Annotated in this window: 16 protein-coding genes and 1 other RNA gene; 12 read left to right on the top strand and 5 right to left on the bottom strand. The window is 66.6% G+C overall.

Annotation, left to right across the window (positions count from 1 at the left end; all coding sequences use genetic code 11):
* Positions 1-235 precede the first annotated feature (235 nt).
* The 9 genes from ffs to JL37_RS11355 all read left to right on the top strand — a co-directional run bounded on the left by ffs (position 236) and on the right by JL37_RS11355 (position 8,363).
* An RNA gene (gene ffs / locus JL37_RS30065) (signal recognition particle sRNA small type) lies at positions 236-333 on the top strand.
* Between the two features lie 217 nt (positions 334-550).
* Entirely contained in the window at positions 551-2,692 is a 2,142-nt protein-coding gene (locus tag JL37_RS11390; RefSeq protein ID WP_043544131.1) for a DNA polymerase III subunit gamma/tau, read from the top strand.
* Between the two features lie 45 nt (positions 2,693-2,737).
* Positions 2,738-3,064, top strand: a complete 327-nt coding sequence (locus tag JL37_RS11385) for a YbaB/EbfC family nucleoid-associated protein (RefSeq protein ID WP_042794716.1) — start codon at positions 2,738-2,740, stop codon at positions 3,062-3,064.
* Positions 3,065-3,165: 101 nt separating this feature from the next.
* Positions 3,166-3,774 (top strand): recombination mediator RecR, encoded by a 609-nt coding sequence (gene recR, locus JL37_RS11380; RefSeq protein ID WP_043544126.1) that lies wholly within the window; start codon positions 3,166-3,168, stop codon positions 3,772-3,774.
* Positions 3,775-3,840: 66 nt separating this feature from the next.
* Positions 3,841-5,100 (top strand): CaiB/BaiF CoA-transferase family protein, encoded by a 1,260-nt coding sequence (locus JL37_RS11375; protein ID WP_043544125.1) that lies wholly within the window; start codon positions 3,841-3,843, stop codon positions 5,098-5,100.
* Between the two features lie 11 nt (positions 5,101-5,111).
* Entirely contained in the window at positions 5,112-6,152 is a 1,041-nt protein-coding gene (locus JL37_RS11370; protein ID WP_043544124.1) for an ABC transporter substrate-binding protein, read from the top strand.
* Positions 6,145-6,954: an ABC transporter ATP-binding protein gene (locus tag JL37_RS11365; protein ID WP_043544122.1), complete on the top strand. Its 810-nt coding sequence runs from the start codon at positions 6,145-6,147 to the stop codon at positions 6,952-6,954. Before JL37_RS11370 ends, JL37_RS11365 begins: the two co-directional genes overlap by 8 nt.
* 17 nt (positions 6,955-6,971) lie before the next feature.
* Positions 6,972-7,769, top strand: a complete 798-nt coding sequence (locus tag JL37_RS11360; RefSeq protein WP_043544121.1) for an ABC transporter permease — start codon at positions 6,972-6,974, stop codon at positions 7,767-7,769.
* 66 nt (positions 7,770-7,835) lie between these two features.
* Complete coding sequence (locus tag JL37_RS11355; RefSeq protein WP_043544119.1) at positions 7,836-8,363, top strand: carboxymuconolactone decarboxylase family protein; 528 nt, start codon at positions 7,836-7,838, stop codon at positions 8,361-8,363.
* Between the two features lie 46 nt (positions 8,364-8,409).
* Here the strand turns inward: JL37_RS11355 and tal are convergent, their stop codons facing one another.
* On the bottom strand, positions 8,410-9,363 hold the full coding sequence (gene tal, locus JL37_RS11350) for a transaldolase (protein WP_043544117.1): 954 nt from the start codon (positions 9,361-9,363) through the stop codon (positions 8,410-8,412).
* 219 nt (positions 9,364-9,582) lie between these two features.
* Here tal and carA point away from each other — a divergent pair, with 219 nt between their 5' ends.
* The 3 genes from carA to JL37_RS11335 all read left to right on the top strand — a co-directional run bounded on the left by carA (position 9,583) and on the right by JL37_RS11335 (position 14,828).
* Positions 9,583-10,737 carry a glutamine-hydrolyzing carbamoyl-phosphate synthase small subunit gene (gene carA, locus JL37_RS11345; protein WP_043544116.1) on the top strand — a complete coding sequence of 385 codons (1,155 nt, stop codon included), beginning with the start codon at positions 9,583-9,585 and terminating at the stop codon, positions 10,735-10,737.
* A gap of 10 nt (positions 10,738-10,747) precedes the next feature.
* Complete coding sequence (gene carB / locus JL37_RS11340; RefSeq protein ID WP_043544115.1) at positions 10,748-13,987, top strand: carbamoyl-phosphate synthase large subunit; 3,240 nt, start codon at positions 10,748-10,750, stop codon at positions 13,985-13,987.
* Between the two features lie 76 nt (positions 13,988-14,063).
* Positions 14,064-14,828 carry an SDR family oxidoreductase gene (locus JL37_RS11335; protein ID WP_043544114.1) on the top strand — a complete coding sequence of 255 codons (765 nt, stop codon included), beginning with the start codon at positions 14,064-14,066 and terminating at the stop codon, positions 14,826-14,828.
* Positions 14,829-15,154: 326 nt separating this feature from the next.
* Here the strand turns inward: JL37_RS11335 and JL37_RS11330 are convergent, their stop codons facing one another.
* From JL37_RS11330 to JL37_RS11315, 4 genes are read right to left on the bottom strand one after another with little or no spacing between them, the layout of a single operon-like run.
* Entirely contained in the window at positions 15,155-15,799 is a 645-nt protein-coding gene (locus tag JL37_RS11330; RefSeq protein ID WP_043544113.1) for a histidine phosphatase family protein, read from the bottom strand.
* Positions 15,800-15,826: 27 nt separating this feature from the next.
* Entirely contained in the window at positions 15,827-16,735 is a 909-nt protein-coding gene (locus JL37_RS11325) for a LysR family transcriptional regulator (RefSeq protein WP_043544112.1), read from the bottom strand.
* 12 nt (positions 16,736-16,747) lie between these two features.
* Positions 16,748-17,833, bottom strand: a complete 1,086-nt coding sequence (locus tag JL37_RS11320) for an ABC transporter ATP-binding protein (RefSeq protein ID WP_043544111.1) — start codon at positions 17,831-17,833, stop codon at positions 16,748-16,750.
* Positions 17,830-19,542 carry an iron ABC transporter permease gene (locus JL37_RS11315; RefSeq protein WP_043544109.1) on the bottom strand — a complete coding sequence of 571 codons (1,713 nt, stop codon included), beginning with the start codon at positions 19,540-19,542 and terminating at the stop codon, positions 17,830-17,832. The genes JL37_RS11320 and JL37_RS11315 overlap by 4 nt, the downstream gene beginning before the upstream one ends.
* Positions 19,543-19,637: the final 95 nt, after the last annotated feature.

The raw sequence follows: 19,637 nt of genomic DNA, 5'->3' as shown, positions 1-19,637 counted from the left end.
CCGGCGAGAGCTGTGTTGGTTTGGAATTGCGTCGCGTAAGGGTGTCAGACACTATCCCAAAAAAAATCAGCAAAACAAGGCAAAGCGAAGCGAGCCGAAAGGACAAGCGAAGCAACGTCCTCTCCCCTCCCCCTTGGGGGGAGGGTCAGGGAGGGGGCCCACATACCGCCCCTCGGGGCCCGCCACTTGAGGTTCGAGCAAGCAAGCGAAGCGCAGCTCTGCTAGAATCTCAAGTGGCGGGCCCCTTCGCATGGTTCGACGGTGAACCTGGTCAGGTCGGGAACGAAGCAGCCATAGTCGTTTAGGGTCAGTGCCGGAGTAAGGCTCGCCAACCGGATTCTTCAAAACAAAGGGTCATGTCCATCATCATGGCCCTTTGTTTTTCTGAGGGGACGGGGTTATTTTCCAAGGATACGCTCCACGAAAATAAGCCCGTCCCCTTTGCATTTCAGGCCCCGCGAGGCGTGGGCGCCGAGGCCTTCGCGCCGAACCCCAGGAGCTGGACCTGCCTTTTCGAGCCAGCTCCCGAAACAGGCTCTACAATCCACCCATGACTTATCTGGTACTGGCCCGCAAGTGGCGGCCGCGATCGTTCGATACCCTCGTGGGACAGGATCACGTGGTGCGCGCGCTGACGCATGCGCTCGACACGCAACGCCTGCACCACGCCTGGCTGTTCACCGGAACCCGGGGCGTGGGCAAGACCACGCTTTCGCGCATCCTGGCCAAATCTCTCAACTGCGAAACAGGCATCACGTCCAAGCCTTGCGGCGTGTGCCAGGCGTGCACGGAAATCGACGCGGGGCGCTTCGTCGACTACCTCGAACTCGACGCGGCCTCGAACCGCGGCGTCGAGGAGATGACCCAGCTTCTGGAGCAGGCGGTGTACGCGCCGGGCGCTGGGCGCTTCAAGGTCTACATGATCGACGAAGTCCACATGCTGACCGGGCACGCGTTCAACGCCATGCTCAAGACGCTGGAAGAGCCGCCGCCCCACGTCAAGTTCATCCTGGCCACGACCGACCCGCAGAAGATCCCGGTGACGGTGCTGTCGCGCTGCCTCCAGTTCAATCTCAAGCAGATGCCGGCCGATTCCATCGTCGGTCACCTGCAGGCGGTGCTGGGGCAGGAAGACGTGGGCTTCGAAGTGCCGGCCTTGCGGCTGATCGGGCAGGCGGCCTCGGGGTCCATGCGCGACGCCCTGTCGCTGACCGACCAGGCCATCGCCTATAGCGCGGGCAACCTTACCGAAGAGGCCGTGCGCGGCATGCTCGGCACCATCGATCAGCGGCACCTCGTGCGCCTGCTGGACGCGCTGTCCACGGGCGATGCCAAGGGCGTGCTGGCGGTGGCGGACGAGCTCGCGATTCGCGGCCTGTCCTATGCGGGCGCGCTGGCCGACCTGGCCGTGCTGCTGTCGCGCGTGGCCATCGAGCAGCGCGTGATCGGCGTTACGCCGGCCGAGGATCCGCTGGCGGCCGACATCTCCCGCCTGGCGCAGTCCCTGCATCCCGACGCGGTGCAGCTGTTCTATTCCGTGGCGGTGCACAGCCGCGGCGAACTGACGCTGGCTCCCGACGAATATGCCGGCTTCATCATGGCCTGCCTGCGCATGCTGGCGCTCAACGGCGAGGCCGGCCCGCAGACCGCGCTGGAAGCTCCCGCCGCGCCGGCCCGCCAGGTTGCCGATCCGGCGCCCGCCGCCGCATCTGCTCCTGCTCCTCAGGCCGCGCCCGCGTCCGCCGCCGTGCAGGCCGCGCCGGAACCCGAAGCCGCGCCTGTCGTGGCGGCCGAAGCTCCGCAGGCGCCAGCCGTGCCCGAACCAGCCGCCGAACCCGAATCCGCATCCGAGCCGCAAGCCGCCGTGGCGGCAGTCGAAGCCGAAGCCCCCCCTCCCCAGGCAGCCCCGCAGGGCAGCGTGCCGCCCTGGGAAGAACTGCCGGCCGAGCAGGCCGCTCCCGAGGCGCCCAGGGCAGCCGGCTCCGCGGCGCTGGCGGTCACGCCGGCCGCTGCTGCGGTTGCTGCCGCGCCGGCGGCCGCTGCTGCTGCGCTCGATGCCGCCGCGGCCGATGCCTCGGCGGTCGATGCCGGCGGCCCGCCGTCCTGGGTCGACGAGGAAATCCCCTTCGACGCAGAAGGCGGTTTCGCGCCGGACAACGGATTCACCGCGGATCCGGATGACGACGATTTCGAAACCCTGGCGTCCGCGCCGAGCGCCGCTCCGGCTCAGGCCGCGCCCGCCCGCCGCGAAGGCCCGGCGCCTGCCCGCAAGCGTTCGTCGCGCGCGCGCATGGCGGACATGACTCCCGCGGGCTGGCCCGAGCTGGCCGCGCGCCTGCCCGTCACCGGCCTGGCCGCGGAACTGGCGCGCCAGAGCGAATGGGCCGGCGTGCAGGGCGATGCCATCGTCCTGCGCGTGGCCGTCAAGACTCTGGCCGAAAGCGAAAGCCGGGTCCGTCTCCAGACCGTGCTGTGCGAGCATTTCGGCCAGGGCATACGGTTGGACGTGGAGGTCGGCGTCACGGGCGATGCCACGGCGCATGCCGTGGCGCAGGCCGAACGGGCCGCCCGCCAGCAAGCCGCCGAAGACGCGGTTGCCGTCGATCCCTTCGTGCAGGCCCTGGTGGCCGATTTCGGCGGACAGGTCGTTCCCGGCTCCATCCGCCACGTAGACTCCCCGGCCGCCGCCTGAGGCGGCGGCAATCTCTCATTCCCCTCGTTCAAGGAAGCACCGATCATGATGAAAGGACAACTGGCCGGCCTGATGCGCCAGGCGCAGCAAATGCAGGAAAACATGAAGAAGGCGCAGGATGCGCTGGCCGAAATCCAGGTCGAAGGCGCCTCCGGCGGCGGCCTGGTCAAGGTCACCATGACCTGCCGCCACGACGTCAAGCGCGTCGCGATCGACCCGTCTCTGCTGGGCGACGACAAGGACATGCTGGAAGACCTGGTCGCCGCGGCGTTCAACGACGCGCTGCGCAAGGCCGAGGCGACCTCCCAGGAAAAGATGGCGTCCGTCACCGCCGGCATGCCGCTGCCCCCGGGCATGAAGCTGCCGTTCTGAGCGTGGCCTTTTTGCCGCCGGGTCGCTCCAAGGCAAAAAGCGTCCCCTCGGGGGCTGCAAGCCGAAGGCGCAGCGCGCGGGCTTTGATTTTTTAGGCTGCAATGGATCCCTTACTTCCTGAACCCGAACCGCTGGTGTCGCTGATCGAGGCGCTGCGGCGCCTGCCCGGCGTGGGCGTGCGTTCCGCGAGGCGCATGGCCTATCACCTGCTGCAGCATGATCCGCAAGGCGCGGACCTGCTGGGCCGGGCACTGGCGGGCGCGGTGCGGGACCTGAAGCATTGCGCGCGCTGCAACAGCTTTTCGGAAGAAGAGGTCTGCGGCACCTGCAGCAATCCCAAGCGCGACCGCTCGCTGCTGTGCATCGTCGAAACCCCGGCCGATCAGAACATGATCGAGTCCAGCCACGGCTACCGCGGCCTGTACTACGTGCTGATGGGGCGCGTTGCGCCGCTCGAGGGCATCGGCCCCCGCGAGCTGGATTTCGACCGCGTGATCAAGCGCGCCACCGACGGCGAGGTCCAGGAAGTCATCCTGGCGACCAACTTCACTGCCGAAGGCGAGACCACCGCGCACTTCCTGGGCGAGGCCCTGGGCGAGCGCGGCCTGCGCGTCACCCGGCTGGCGCGGGGCGTGCCGGCCGGCAGCGAACTTGAATACGTGGACGCGGGCACGATCGCCTGGGCGTTGATGGAGCGCAAGACCACCTGATTCCGGGCAACGAGCCTTCGGCAACGCATCGAAGGCCGCCAAGAAAAAACCGCGAGGAGACAAACGATGTCAGCGCTGACCGGACTGAAAGTCCTGGAACTCGGCACGCTCATAGCCGGCCCGTTCGCCGCGCGCATCTTCGGAGAATTCGGGGCCGACGTCATCAAGGTGGAAACGCCCCACGGGCCCGACGGCTCGGGCGGCGGCGATCCCATCCGCAGTTGGCGCCACCTGCACGAAGGCAATTCCCTGTGGTGGACCGTGCAGGCCCGCAACAAGCGGTCCATCGCCCTCAACCTGAAAGACCCGCGCGCGCGTGAAATCGCCCGCCAGCTGGCGCTGGACGCCGACGTGGTGGTCGAGAACTACCGGCCGGGCGTGCTCGAGAAGTGGGGGCTGGGCTACGAACAGCTGCGGGCGGTCAATCCGGCGCTCATCATGGTGCGCCTGTCCGGCTACGGACAGACGGGGCCCATGAAGGACCAGCCGGGCTTCGGCGCGATCGGTGAATCCATGGGCGGCCTGCGCTACGTGTCGGGCCATCCGGACCGGCCGCCGCTGCGGGTCGGCATTTCGATCGGGGATTCGATCGCCGCGCTGCACGGCGTGATCGGCGCCATGATGGCGCTGCGCCACCGCGACGCCACGGGCGGGCGCTGGAACGGCAGGCAGGGCGCCGAATGCCAGGCAGGGCAGGGGCAGATGGTGGACGTGGCCCTGTACGAGGCCGTGTTCAACATGATGGAAAGCCTGGTGCCCGAATACGACGTGGCCGGCGTCGTGCGCGAACGCACGGGCGGCGCGCTGCCCGGCATCGTGCCTTCGAACACCTACACCACCCGAGACGGCCAGAACATCGTCATCGCCGGCAACGGCGACGCGATCTTCCACCGCTTGATGCTTGCGATCGGCCGGGACGACCTGGCGTCGGATCCCGCACTGGTGCGCAACGACGGCCGCGCCAGGCGCGTGGAGGAGATCGACGGCGCGATCCAGCAATGGTGCGATGGCCGCGGCATCGAAGAGGCGCTGGACATCCTGAAGAGGGCCGACGTGCCGGTCGGCAAGATCTACAGCGTGGCCGACATGTTCAGCGATCCGCAATTCCTGGCGCGCCGCATGATAGAGCAGCACCGCTTCGCCGACGGCAGTCCGGTGAAGCTGCCAGCGGTCGTGCCGAAGCTGTCGGAAACCCCGGGAGAGACGCGCTGGGTGGGCCCCCGATTAGGGGAACATACCGAGGAAGTCCTGAAATCGCTGGGGTATGATTCAGCGGCTATCGACGAACTGGCGAAGACCGGCGCTATCGGTAGACCCGACAACTAGGAGACAACCACATGTCAGTCACTCGCCGTGATCTGCTCAAGATGGCCGGTGCCGCCGGCGTCATGGGCATGGCGCCCGCCATCGTGCGCGCCCAGAAGCTGGAAAAGACCAAGGTCCAGATCGCAGTCGGCGGCAAGCCGCTGATCTACTATCTCCCCCTGTCCATCGCGGAAGCCCGCGGCTACTTCAAGGACGAAGGGCTGGATGTCAGCATCGCCGACTTCGCGGGCGGCTCCAAGGCCCTGCAGGCCGTGGTGGGCGGCAGCGCCGACATCGTCTCCGGCGCGTTCGAGCACACGCTGTCCATGCAGTCCAAGGGGCAGGCCTACCGCGCTTTCGTGCTGCAGGGCCGCGCTCCGATGATCGGCGTGGGCGTCTCCAAGAAGAACCTTCCCAACTACAAGGGCGCGGCCGACCTGAAGGGCAAGAAGATCGGCGTGACCGCCCCGGGCTCGTCCACCAACATGGTGGTCAGTTTCTTCCTGGCCAAGCACGGCTTGAAGGCTTCCGACGTGTCCATCATCGGCGTGGGCGCGGGCGCCGGCGCGGTGACCGCCTTGCGCAGCGGCCAGATCGACGCCATCTCCAACACCGATCCCGTGGTGTCGATGCTGGAGATGCCTGGTGAAATCCAGATCATCGTGGATACGCGCACGCTCAAGGACACGAAGGAGATCTTTGGCGGCAACATGCCGGCGGGCTGCCTCTACGCGCCCCAGGCCTTCCTCGACGCCAACCCCAACACCGCCCAGGCGCTCGCCAACGCGATGGTGCGCGCCGACAAATGGATCCAGAAGGCCGGTCCGGACGAAATCGCCAAGGTCGTGCCCGAGACCTACCTGCTGGGCGATCCGGCCGTCTACAAGGCCGCCATCGGCAAGAGCCTGGAAGGCCTGTCGCCCGACGGCCTGATCCCCGAGGACGGCGCCGCCACCGCGCTCAAGGCGCTGGCCGCCTACCAGGCCGACTTCGACGGCTCGAAGATCGATCCGTCCAAGGTCTGGACCAATGATTTCGCGCGCCGCGCCAACGAGAAGTACCCCAATGGCTGAAGCCGCGCTTTCGCTGGAGAACATCAGTTGCACCTTCGTCTCGCGTGACGATCGCAGCCAGCGCTACACCGCCGTGGCCGACACTTCCCTGGCCATCGCGCCGGGGGAGTTCGTGTCGGTGGTGGGCCCCACAGGCTGCGGCAAGTCCACCCTGCTCAACGTCAGCGCCGGCCTGCTGGCGCCGTCGTCGGGCCAGGTGAAAGTGTTCGGGCAGCCTCTGTCCGGCATCAACTCGCGGGCGGGCTACATGTTCCAGGGCGAGGCCCTGCTGCCTTGGCGCAGCGCGCTGGACAACGTGGTGGCCGGGCTGGACTTCGCCGGCGTGCCGCGCCCCGAAGCGCTGGAGCGCGGCCGCGAATGGATGCGCCGGGTCGGCCTGGGCGGCTTCGAAGGCCGCTATCCCCACCAGATGTCCGGCGGCATGCGCAAGCGCGCCATGCTCGCCCAGACCCTGATCCGCGATCCCGACATCATCCTGATGGACGAACCGTTTTCCGCGCTGGACATCCAGACGCGGCAGCTCATGGAGAACGAGGTCCTGGACCTGTGGATGGCCAAGCGCAAGGCCGTGCTCTTCATTACGCACGACCTGGACGAAGCCATCGCCATGAGCGACCGCGTGGTGGTGCTGGCGGCCGGCCCCGGCACCCATCCCATCGGCGAATTCGCGATCGACCTGCCGCGCCCGCGCGACGTGGCCGAGGTCCGCACGGATCCGCGGTTCGTTGAACTGCATGCCGCCATCTGGGGCGTGCTGCGCGAAGAAGTGCTGAAGGGCTATGCCCAACAGAAGCGCGTCTAGAGCCCTGGAGGGGTGAGATGTCGAAGTCGTTTATCAAACCCGGTTCGGCCAGCCTGCGCTTCTGGCAATTGCTGCTGCTCATTGCGATCATCCTGGTCTGGCACGCCGCCTCGCGCGATCCGAAGGTTGCCTTCTTCTTCGGCGAGCCGCTGAAGGTCTGGGGCCGCATCTGGGCCTGGTTCGTCACCAATGCGGACATCTACACCCACCTCGGCGTGACGCTGACCGAAACCGTGCTGGCCTTTTTCATCGGCACCATCGCCGGCCTGGGCTTCGGCCTGTGGCTGGGCTTGTCGCCGGGCGCCAGCGCCATCCTGGATCCCTACATCAAGGCCGCCAATTCGATGCCCCGCGTCATCCTGGCTCCCATCTTCGGCATGTGGTTCGGGCTGGGCATCTGGTCCAAGGTGGCGCTGGCGGTGACGCTGGTGTTCTTCATCGTTTTCTTCAACGTCTACCAGGGGGTGCGCGAAGTCAGCCCGACGCTGCTGGACAACGCGAGAATGCTGGGCGCGCGCAAGCGCCAGCTGCTGCGCCACGTGTACCTGCCATCGGCCACGAGCTGGGTGTTCTCCAGCCTCCATACTTCCGTGGGCCTGGCCTTCGTGGGCGCCGTGGTGGGGGAATACCTGGGTTCGGCGAGCGGAGTGGGGTACCTGATCCTGCAGGCCGAAGGCACGTTCGACGTGAATACCGTGTTCGCGGGCATCATCGTTCTGACGGCGTTCGCGCTGGTCCTGGACGGTATCGTCGGCGTGGGCGAAAAGCGCCTGATGAAATGGCAGCCCCGGTCAGGCGAAACTGAAAAAATCTAGGGCCCGGGCAAGGCATCGCATGATGCGAGCCGGCCCTGGTCGTCCCACCTTTCCCACGGAGTTCACATGGCCCGTCTGCCCTATGCCGACCTGACCCATCCTGAAGCGCAACCCTTGGTCGACCGCATCGTCGCCGAGCGCGGCAGCGTGCTGCATCTGTACCAGATGCTGCTGCACAGCCCCGCGGTGGCGGGCGGCTGGCTCAACTACCTGACGTCGATCCGCCAGCTCAGCACCCTGCCTGGCGACCTGCGGGAGCTGGTGATCATGCGGGTGGCGGCCATCAACGGCGCGCCCTACGAGGCCGACCAGCACGCCCCGATCGCCCTCAAGGAGGGCGTGTCGCAGGCGCAGCTGGATGCGCTTGCCTCCTGGGAAGGCTCGAACCTCTTCGGCGAGCGCGAAAAGGCGGTGCTGGCCTACACCGATGCCATGACGCGCCACGTGCAGGTGCCGGAACCGGTGTTCCAGGCGGCCAGGGCTGCGATGGGTTCCGACAAGCTGATGGTCGAGCTGACCGCGACCGTCGCGGCCTACAACATGGTGTCGCGCTTCCTGGAAGCGCTGCAGGTGCATTCGCACGACCACCGGTAGGCCGCGAGCGGCTTCCGGTGGCCCCGGCGCCGGCCGGTTTGTCCCATCAAGCGCGCTGCGCCTCGATCAGCGCGTCCAGCTTGACCGCGTCCGCCACGAACAGGCGGATGCCCTCGGACAGCTTTTCGCTGGCCATCGCGTCTTCATTGAGCAGGGTGCGGAACGTCACTTCGTCCGCGCCGACGCGGGCGATGCCGGCGGGAGCGTCGCCGGCCCGCAATTGCGCCGGAGCGTCGCCCGGGGTGCCGGCCAGCTTGGTCAGCAGGTCGGGGCTGATCGTCAGCAGGTCGCAGCCCGACAGGGCCAGGATCTGCCCCACGTTGCGGAAGCTCGCGCCCATGATTTCGGTGGGAATGCCGAAGTGCTTGTAATAGTGGTAGATCCGGGTGACGGACAACACGCCGGGGTCGCGCGAGCCCGCGTTGTCGGCTTCCACCCAGGAGGCGCCGGCGGATTTCTTGTGCCAGTCGTAGATGCGGCCGACGAAGGGCGAAATGAGCTGCACGTGCGCGTCGGCGCAGGCCACGGCCTGGGGCAGCGAGAACAGCAGGGTCAGGTTGCAGCGCACCCCTTCGGACTGCAGTGCGCGCGCGGCCTGGATGCCTTCCCAGGTCGAGGCGATCTTTATCAGCACGCGCTCGCGCGGCACGCCGGCGGCTTCGTACAGGGCGATCAGGCTGCGGGCGCGCTCGATGGTGGCGCGAGTGTCGAACGACAGGCGGGCGTCCACCTCGGTGGAAACCCGTCCGGGGACGATGTCAAGGATGGCGCGGCCGAAGGCGACCAGCAGGCGGTCCATGAGTTCGGCCGTGGGCGCGCCGCGGTGGTCGCGCGCGGTTTTTTCCAGGAGGGGGCGGTAGGCGTCCTGCTGGACGGCCTTGAGAATAAGGGACGGATTGGTGGTGGCGTCGGTGGGACGCAACGCCTTCATGGCTTCGAAATCACCCGTGTCGGCGACGACGGTGGTGTGGTTGCGCAGGGCGTCAAGTTGGCTGGACATGGACGGTACGGCTCGCAGCTGGCTAGGGTTGAAGGTGTCCTAGCGTATCACTGAGCCCGCAAGGGCGCTGTCGGCCAGACGCGGGAGGGGGGTGGCGGGACGCCCGAAAACAGCCCAAAACCCCGTTTCCGGCCTTATTTGGCGCGGTTCCCCGGGAAAAACGGCCGCTCAAGGTATAATCCGAAGGTTTGATTATCGATTCTAAAACCGGGGTTTACTGTGCTGCCGCAACTTTTTCCCGAGGGGATCAACCGCTTCCCTCCTGCAATTCTGGCTCTGGCGGACGGTACCATTTTTCGAGGCGTGTCGATCGGTGCGCCTGGGCATACCGTTGCCGAAGTGGTGTTCAACACCGCGATGACCGGGTACCAGGAAATTCTCACCGATCCCAGCTACAGCGGCCAGATCGTCACGTTGACCTATCCGCACATCGGCAATACCGGCGTCAACGCCGAGGACGTGGAAGCGAACCGCGTCTATGCCGCTGGCCTGGTGGTCCGCGACTGTCCCGCCCGCGTGTCGAACTTCCGTTCCACGCAATCGTTGCCTGAGTACCTCTCCGAGCAGGGCATCGTCGCCATTTCCGGCGTGGACACCCGCAAGCTCACCCGCATCCTGCGCGAGAAGGGCGCGCAAGGCGCCTGCATTTTCGTCGGCACCGATGCTGACCGCGCCGTCGAACTGGCCCGCGGCTTCGCCGGCATGGCCGGCATGGACCTGGCCCGCGTCGTCTCCATCAAAGACCGCACCGACTGGACCCAGGGCACCTGGCAGCTGGGCTCGGGCTTCTCCACGCCGGAGCAGTCCAAGTTCCACGTCGTCGCCTATGACTTCGGCATCAAGTCCAACATCCTGCGCCTGCTGGCCGACCGCGGCTGCCGCATCACGCTGGTGCCCGCCCAGACCAGCGCCGAGGAAGTCTTCAAGCTCGATCCGGATGGCGTGTTCCTGTCCAACGGCCCCGGCGACCCCGAGCCCTGCGACTACGCCATCGAGGCCACGCGCGCCTTCTTCGACAAGAAGCTGCCGGTGTTCGGCATCTGCCTGGGCCACCAAATCATGGGCCTGGCGCTGGGCGGCAAGACGCTCAAGATGAAGACGGGCCACCACGGCGCGAACCACCCCGTGCAGGACCTCCAGTCCAAGCGCGTGTTCATCACCAGCCAGAACCACGGCTTCGCCGTCGACGCGGCCAGCCTGCCGGCCAATACGCGCGTGACGCACGTCTCGCTGTTCGACGGCACGCTGCAGGGCTTCGAGCTCACCGACCGTCCGGCCTTCTGCTTCCAGGGCCACCCCGAAGCCAGCCCCGGTCCGCACGACATCCTGGAGCTGTTCGACAAGTTCATCAGCCTGATGTCCGGCCAAAAGTAAAGATTGCATCATGCCCAAGCGTACAGACCTAAAAAGCATACTCATCATCGGCGCCGGCCCCATCATCATCGGGCAGGCCTGCGAATTCGACTACTCCGGCGCACAGGCGTGCAAGGCGCTCAAGGCCGAGGGCTACCGCACCATTCTGGTGAACAGCAATCCGGCGACGATCATGACGGACCCGGAAACGGCCGACGTCACCTATATCGAGCCCATCACCTGGCAAGCCGTCGAAAAGATCATCGAGCGTGAAAAGCCCGATGCGCTGCTGCCCACCATGGGCGGCCAGACCGCGCTGAACTGCGCGCTGGACCTCGCCCACCACGGCGTGCTGAAGAAGCACAACGTGGAGCTGATCGGCGCCAACGAGCACGCCATCGAAAAGGCCGAAGACCGCCAGAAGTTCAAGCAGGCCATGACCGACATCGGCCTGGAATCGGCCAAGTCGGGCGTCGCCCACAGCATGGACGAAGCCTGGGAAGTGCAGCGCCGCATCGCGGCCGAAGTCGGCACCTCCGGCTTCCCGGCGGTCATCCGCCCCAGCTTCACGATGGGCGGCTCGGGCGGCGGCATCGCCTACAACGCCGAAGAATTCGAAACCATCTGCCGACGCGGCCTGGAAGCCTCGCCCACCAGCGAGCTGCTGATCGAAGAGTCGCTCCTGGGCTGGAAGGAATTCGAGATGGAAGTGGTCCGCGACAAGGCGGACAACTGCATCATCGTCTGCTCCATCGAGAACCTGGACCCGATGGGCGTGCACACCGGCGACTCGATCACGGTGGCCCCTGCCCAGACGCTGACCGACAAGGAATACCAGATCATGCGTAATGCATCGATCGCGGTGTTGCGCGAGATCGGCGTGGATACGGGCGGCTCGAACGTGCAGTTCGCCGTCAATCCCAAGAACGGCCGCATGATCGTCATCGAGATGAACCCGCGCGTGTCGCGTTCGTCGGCGCTGGCGTCCAAGGCCACCGGCTTCCCCATCGCCAAGGTCGCCGCGCGCCTGGCCGTGGGCTACACGCTGGACGAGCTCAAGAACGAAATCACCGGCGGCGCCACGCCCGCCTCGTTCGAACCCTCGATCGACTACGTCGTCACCAAGGTGCCGCGTTTCGCCTTCGAGAAATTCCCCACCGCCGACGCGCGCCTCACCACCCAGATGAAGTCGGTCGGCGAAGTCATGGCCATCGGCCGCACCTTCCAGGAATCGTTCCAGAAGGCGCTGCGCGGCCTGGAAGTGGGCGTGGACGGCCTGAACCAGAAGACCACCGACCGCGAAAAACTGCAGGTCGAGCTGGGCGAGCCGGGTCCGGAACGCATCTGGTACGTGGGCGACGCCTTCGCGCAGGGCTTCACGCTGGACGAAGTGCACAACATCACGCACATCGACCCGTGGTTCCTGTCGCAGATCAAGGAAATCGTCGACATCGAGCTGGCGCTGGAACAGAAGACGCTGGCCGACCTGGACTACGCCACGCTGTGGGAACTGAAGCGCCGCGGTTTCTCCGACCGCCGCCTGGCTTTCCTGCTGGACACCGTGGAGTCGGAAGTGCGCAAGCTGCGCCACCAACTGAACGTGCGTCCGGTATACAAGCGCGTCGATACCTGCGCCGCCGAATTCGCCACCCGCACCGCCTACATGTACTCCACGTACGAGGAAGAGTGCGAGGCCGCTCCCACCGACCGCAAGAAGATCGTGGTGCTGGGCGGCGGTCCGAACCGCATCGGCCAGGGCATCGAGTTCGACTACTGCTGCGTGCACGCGGCTCTGGCGCTGCGCGATGACGGGTACGAGACCATCATGGTCAACTGCAACCCCGAAACCGTGTCCACCGACTACGACACGTCGGACCGCCTGTACTTCGAACCGCTCACGCTCGAAGACGTGCTGGAAATCGTCCACAAGGAAAATCCCGTAGGCATGATCGTCCAGTACGGCGGCCAGACGCCGCTGAAGCTGGCGCGCGCCCTGGAAGCCAACGGCGTGCCCATCATCGGCACCAGCCCCGAATCCATCGACGTGGCCGAAGACCGCGAGCGCTTCCAGAAGCTGCTCAACAAGCTCGGCCTGCGCCAGCCGCCCAACCGCACCGCGCGCACGGAAGGCGAGGCCCTGGCCCACGCCGCCGAGATCGGCTACCCGCTGGTCGTGCGTCCCAGCTACGTGCTTGGCGGCCGCGCCATGGAAATCGTGCACGAGCAGCAGGACCTCGAACGCTACATGCGCGAGGCCGTGAAGGTCAGCAATGACTCGCCCGTGCTGCTGGACCGCTTCCTGAACAACGCCACCGAAGTGGACGTGGACTGCCTGGCCGACGGGGAAACCGTCTTCATCGGCGGCGTCATGGAACACATCGAACAGGCCGGCGTGCACTCGGGCGACTCGGCTTGCAGCCTGCCCCCGTACTCGCTGTCCGCCGACGTGATCGCCGAGATCAAGCGCCAGACCACGATGATGGCCAAGGCCCTGAACGTCAGCGGCCTGATGAACGTGCAGTTCGCCATCCAGGGCGGCGACGTCTACGTGCTGGAAGTGAACCCGCGCGCCTCGCGCACGGTGCCCTACGTGTCCAAGGCCACCGGCCTGCAGCTGGCCAAGATCGCCGCGCGCGCCATGGCCGGCCAGACGCTGGCGGCCCAGGGCATCACCAAGGAAGTCGTGCCGTCCTACTTCTCGGTCAAGGAAGCCGTGTTCCCGTTCGTGAAGTTCCCGGGCGTGGACACCATCCTGGGCCCCGAAATGAAGTCGACCGGCGAAGTGATGGGCGTGGGCACGAGCTTCGGCGAAGCCTTCGTGAAGTCGCAGCTGGCCGCTGGCGTGCGCCTGCCGGATTCCGGCACGGTGTTCATCAGCGTGAAGAACCAGGACAAGCCCCTCGCCGTGGAAGTGGCGCGCGGCCTGCACAATCTGGGCTTCAAGCTGGTCGCCACGCGTGGTACGGCGGCCGAGATCGAGGCTGCAGGCATTCCCGTGCAGGTGGTGAACAAGGTCACCGAGGGCCGTCCGCACATCGTCGACATGGTGAAGAACGGCGAGATCTCGCTGGTCATCAACACCGTGGAAGAACGCCGCAACGCCATCGCCGACTCGCGCACCATCCGCACCCAGGCGCTGGCCGCGCGCGTGACCTTCTTCACGACGATCGCCGGCGCCCGCGCCGCGGTTGAAGGCATGCAGTATCTGCGCCAGGGGCTGGGCTTGCAGGTCTATCCGCTGCAGGAGCTCCACTCCTCCTTGCACGGTTAAACCGGCAGCCGGGACCAGGGTAGGGCACGCGAGAGCGTGCCCTAATTCTTTGCAACGCGATAAGGGCTACAGGCACATGGACAGAGTCTTCATTACCGGCGCGAGCAGCGGGCTCGGGCGCGCCCTGGCGCAGCAATATGCCGCCACGGGCGCCACGCTGGGCTTGTTGGGCCGGCGCGAGGAGGCGTTGCGCGAACTGGCCGACAGCCTGCCCGGGCAGCACCGCTGCTACGCGGCGGACGTGCGCGACCGCGAGGCCCTGCATGCCGCGGCCCGCGATTTCATCGCGTTCTGCCAGGGCCGGGTCGATGTGGTCGTGGCCAGCGCTGGCATCAGCGCGGGCACGCTGACCGATCATGGCGAGGATTTCGAGGTATTCAAGGCCATCGTCGACACCAATCTGCTGGCGACCGTCTCCACGTTCGAGCCATTCATCGAGCCGATGCGGGCCGCGGGTTCGGGACGCCTGGTGGGCATCGCGAGCGTGGCGGGGGTGAGGGGGCTGCCGGGAGCGGGCGCGTACAGCGCGTCCAAGTCGGCGGTGGTGACCTATTGCGAGAGCCTGCGGCTGGAACTGGCGGCCGAAGGCATCCGCGTGGTGACGATCGCGCCCGGCTACATCAAGACCGCCATGACGGCCCACAACCCGTATTCCATGCCTTTCCTGATGGAAGCGGACGCTTTTGCGCAGAGCGCGCGCACCGCCATCGATCGCGGCGCGTCCTATGTGGTGATTCCGTGGCAGATGGGCGTGGTGGCCAAGCTGATGCGGCTGCTGCCCAACGCCGTCTACGACCGCCTCGCGCGCAACGCCCCGCGCAAACCGCGCAAGCCGCAGTAAAGGCCGGTTGTTCGTGGCACCCCTGCGAGCTGCCCGTGTTCGTGTCTGACACCCCTACGCGCTGCCGGTGTTCGTGTCTGACACCCCTACGCGCCGCCCGCCAGGCTGAAGGGGTGTTCCCGGGTGTCAGACACCTACATCGCTCCCGGGTGTCAGACACCCGCGCCACACCACAGCGCAGCCAAGGCTATCTCCTCGGGTGTCAGACACTCACATCGGCGCCGGGTGTCAGACACCAAGAAGAATCCCTCTTGTGTCCGGCACCAAGAGCGATCTCCCCAGTGTCCTATACCAAGAAGGCTTCCAGTGCCAGCCGCCTTGCAGAATCACGGCACTACGTCATCCCCGACTTCGTCGCTCACGTGGCCGACGTCGCCCCAGTTCAGTACCTGCCATTTGCGGCCTTCCACGCTGACCCGGTTGATGCTGACGTTCAGTAGCGCCGCGTCGCGCGGGGCGTTCAGGGGCACGCCCGAGGCGTGGCGCCAGATGATGTCCAGCACGCCGCCGTGCGTGAACATGAGGATGCGTTCGTCGTCGTGGCGGCTGGCGACGTCGTCCACGGTGGAAATCACGCGGGACTGGAACTGCCCCAGCGTTTCGCCGCTGTCCAGCGGACGCAGCGGATCGCGGCTTTTCCAGGCGGCCGCGGCTTCGGGCGCCTGCACGTCGATATTGTCGTGGTCCAGGCCTTCCAGCACGCCGAAACCGCGTTCACGGATGCCGGGTTCCACGCGGACGCGCAGGCCGAGCTGTTCGGACACGGGCACGGCGGTTGCGTGGGCGCGTTGCAGGTCGCTGCTGTAGATGGCGTGGATGGGCGTGTGCCGGGCTTCTTCGCGCATGCGCGCGGCCAGCAGGCTGGCCTGGTTGACGCCGAATTCGTTCAGGGGGATGTCTTGCCAGCCTTGCAGGCGCCGCTGGCGGTTCCAGTCGGTTTCGCCATGGCGGATGAACCAGATTTCAGTCATTACGATATTGATGCGGGGGAATAAGGCCTATATCTGGCCGGACGCGATGGGCGCGCGCGGCTTCCAGATGGTTTGAATGATCGAGCTTAACGCGACCAGCGCGGGTTCGCTAGCGCGCTCGTGCGGCAGGATGAACGCCAGCACAGCATCGACGCGCGCCTGGCCCCAGACGATGAAATCGTTGGAGGCCGCGCCCGCCAGCGCATTTTCCTCGCGCAGCAGCGCGCAGCCCGCGCCGGCGCGCACCAGCGCGTCCAGGTTGGCCTGGTCGTCGTTCTGCATCACGACGCGCGGCGACAGGCCGTGGCGTTCGAACATGTCGCGCAACAGCAGGTGGGTGTGGCTGCCGGAAGGGCCGTCCAGCCATGGCAACTGCGCCACTTCCTTCCAGCCGCCGCGCTTGAGCACGGCGGCGTGTTCCTTGGGCAGGGCGATACGGTAGCGCACGCTGCGCAGCGGCTGCCACAGCACACCTCGCGGCGGGTTGGAGGCGATGGTCAGCGCGGCCTGCAAGCGGCCCGTGCTGACCTGCTCCGCCAGGGTGGCGGCGGGCAGCGTCTGGGTCTTCAGTTCGACCAGGGGCAGGCGTTGCGTGACGGCCGACGCCAGTTCGCCCAGCCGCAGGAAGTCGGGCTTTTCGCTGGGCACGCCCAGCTCCACCGCGCCGTGCAGGCTGCCCTGCAATTGCTGCGCCTCCGACTTGAATTGTGCGCCCAGTACCAGCAGCGATTCAGCGGTGGGCAGCAGTACTTCGCCGGCCTTGGTCAGCGCCAGCCTGCCGCCGCTGCGGTCGAACAACGCCACGCCCAGGCTTTGCTCCAGCGCCTTGATCTGCGCGGTCACGGCAGGCTGGGTCAGGGACAGGGCCTCGGCCGCCTTCGTCAGATTGCCCAGCCGGGCGACCGTGACGAAGGCTCGGATCTGATAGATTTCCATGGCGCGGCGGGTTCAGGCCGCCAGCAAACGCACCTGGGTGGGCTCCAGCCCTATCGACACGGGCGCGCCCACCGGGAAGGCGGACAGCCCGGCCAGGTGCGACTGGTCGGCCGTCAGGCGCTGTTCGCCGATCTGCACCTGGTAGCGCGTGAACTCGCCCAGGAATTCGCTGCTTTCCACGGTGCCCGGCAGCCAGACGTAGCGCGCGTCGCCCAGTCCGTCCGCCATTTCGATCTGCACCGTGTGCGGACGGAAGCTGGCCGCCAGCCGGGACGCCGCCGGCGCTTCGCCGGAGAGAGGCAGATGCAGATCGCCCACGCCTTCCACCGCCAGCACCACGCTGCCGCTGGTGCGCTCCCGCACCTCGCCTTCCAGCACGTTCATGGTCCCCACGAAGTTGGCCACGAATCGGTTCACCGGGTAGTCGAACAACGTGCTGGGCGCGCCGATCTGCTGCACCACGCCGTGGTCCAGCACCGCCATGCGGTCGGCGGTGGTCATGGCTTCTTCCTGGTCGTGCGTGACGAAAATGGTCGTGATGCCGAGCCGGCGCTGCAGGCTGAGCAGGTCCTGACGCATCTGCACGCGCAGTTTCTTGTCCAGGTTGGAGAGAGGCTCGTCCAGCAGCAGCACCTGAGGTTCGATGACGATGGTACGGGCCAGCGCCACGCGCTGCTGCTGGCCGCCCGAAAGCTGGTTGGGGCGGCGCTTGGCATACTGGGACAGGCCCACCAGGTCCAGCGCCGCCTCCACTTTGGATCGGATCTCGGCGCGCGGCAGCTTGCGCTCCACCAGGCCGAAAGCCACGTTGTCCCAGACCGTCATGTGAGGCCACAGCGCATAATTCTGGAACACCATGCCGATGTTGCGGTTCCAGGGCGGCGTGCCGCTGATGTCCTTGCCATCGACCAGAAGCTGCCCCGCGCTATGGCGGTTGAAGCCGGCGATGAGGCGCAGCAGGGTGGATTTCCCGGATCCCGACGGGCCCAGCAGGGCGAAGAACTCGCCCGGCTCGATGCTGATGTTCACGTCCTTCAGCACTTCCGTCTTGCCATAGGACAGCCGGATATTGCGGCATTCGACGCTGACCTTCTTCATTCCGTTTCCCCTTCGTGGCGCGCCGGCCGCTGGCGCGTCTGTGCGCGCTCCACCAGCAGGTGCGATATATACGTGCCGACGGCGACCGCCGCCACCGCCAGGACGCCGAGCGCGGCGCCGGGACCGCGGCCCGCGGCGCTTTGCATGTACAGGTAGATGCCGTAGCTCATGGGCGCCTGGCTGTCCTTCGTGACGAGCATGATAGTGGCGGACAGTTCGACGGCGGCGGTCACGAAGCTGGTGACGAAGCCCGCCAGCATGCCTCCCGCCATCAATGGCACCACCACGCGGCGTATCGTGCTCATGCGCGTCGCGCCCAGCGATTGCGCGGCTTCTTCCAGCGATATGTTTATCTGCTGCAGCGACGCTACGCAAGAGCGCAGGGCGTATGGCAGCCGGCGGACCGAATACGCGATCATGATGATGATCCACGACGAGGTCAGCAGCGTGCCGGTTCCGGGCAGTTCGATGCCGCGGAACGTGCGCAGAAAGCCGATGGCCAGCACGATGCCCGGTATCGCGAGCGCGGCCGACGCCAGGAAGTCCAGCCACTGGCGGGCCGGCAGCCGGGTCCGCAGCATCAGGTAGGCGATGGCCGTCCCCAGGATCACGTCCACGCCCGCGGCCAGGCCACAATAGAGTAGGGTGTTGGCGATCATGCCCTGGGATTCGGAGAACACGGCGGAATAGTGCGCCAGAGTATATCCATCAGGCAGCGGCGCGAAGCTCCACACGCTGGCCAGGGACAGCAGCAGCACGCCCATGTGCGGCGACAGCACCAGCAGCAGCACCAGGATGATCCAGCCATAGGCCAGCACGCTTTCCATCGGATTCAGCTTGCGCTTGTGGATGGAGCTGCCGCCCTTCTGCAGCGTGGAATAGTCCCTGCCCTTGAGCACGCGCGCCGACAGCCACAGCGCCAGGATCGAGAACGCGACCATGATGACGCTGATGACGTATCCTAGCGGATCCTCAAGCCCCACCTGGGTGATGCGCAGGTAGGCCTGCGGCGCCAGCATGTTGGTAGTGCCCAGGACCAGCGGCGTGCCCAGGTCGTCGAAGACCTTTACGAACACCAGCGACGCGCCCGCCACATAGCCGGGCAGCGCCAGGGGAAAGATGACGCGCCGGAACAGGCGGAACCCGCGCGAGCCCAGGTTGAATGCCGCCTCTTCCATAGCGCCGTCGATGTTGCGCAGCGCCACGACAAGGTTCATCAGAATGAACGGGAAGTAGTGCAGCGCTTCCACGAAAATCACGCCGTTCAGCCCCTCCATGAAGGGCAGCGTGAAGCCGAACCAGTCCTGCAGCAGCAGGTTGACGCTGCCGGAGCGGCCGAAGATCAGCTGCATGGCGACCGCGCCGACGAAGGGCGGCATGATGAGCGGCAGCACGCCCAGCGTCTGGATCAGCAGCGCGCCGCGGAAGTCGAAGCGCACGGTGAAGTAGGCCAGCGGCACCGCGATGAGCGAGGCCAGCAGCGCCGACCAGCCCGCCACGTACAGGCTGTTGAAGAACGCCTCCTGCATCAAGGGCTGGCTGAAGAAAGCCCCGAAATGGCCCATCGTGAGGCTGCCGTCGGCATTCACGAAGGCGGAATAGAACACGGTGCCGACCGGAATGGCCAGGAACAGCAGCAGAAAACCGAAAACCAGGAGCGCCGTCAGCACAGGGCCGGCGTGCAGGCGCGAATGGCCCGAATAATTCATCGAGAATCCCAAGTCGTTGCGAGCGAGCCGTCCCGCTGCCGAGCCCGCGTGCGTTCACGCGGCCGCGTCTGCGGGAGGGAACATCGGAGAGCTGC

This window comes from Achromobacter sp. RTa, from assembly GCF_000757485.1.
Classification (GTDB): domain Bacteria; phylum Pseudomonadota; class Gammaproteobacteria; order Burkholderiales; family Burkholderiaceae_B; genus Achromobacter.
Note: the sequence above shows the minus strand (reverse complement) of the source record. Positions and strands in the feature narration are given on the sequence as shown.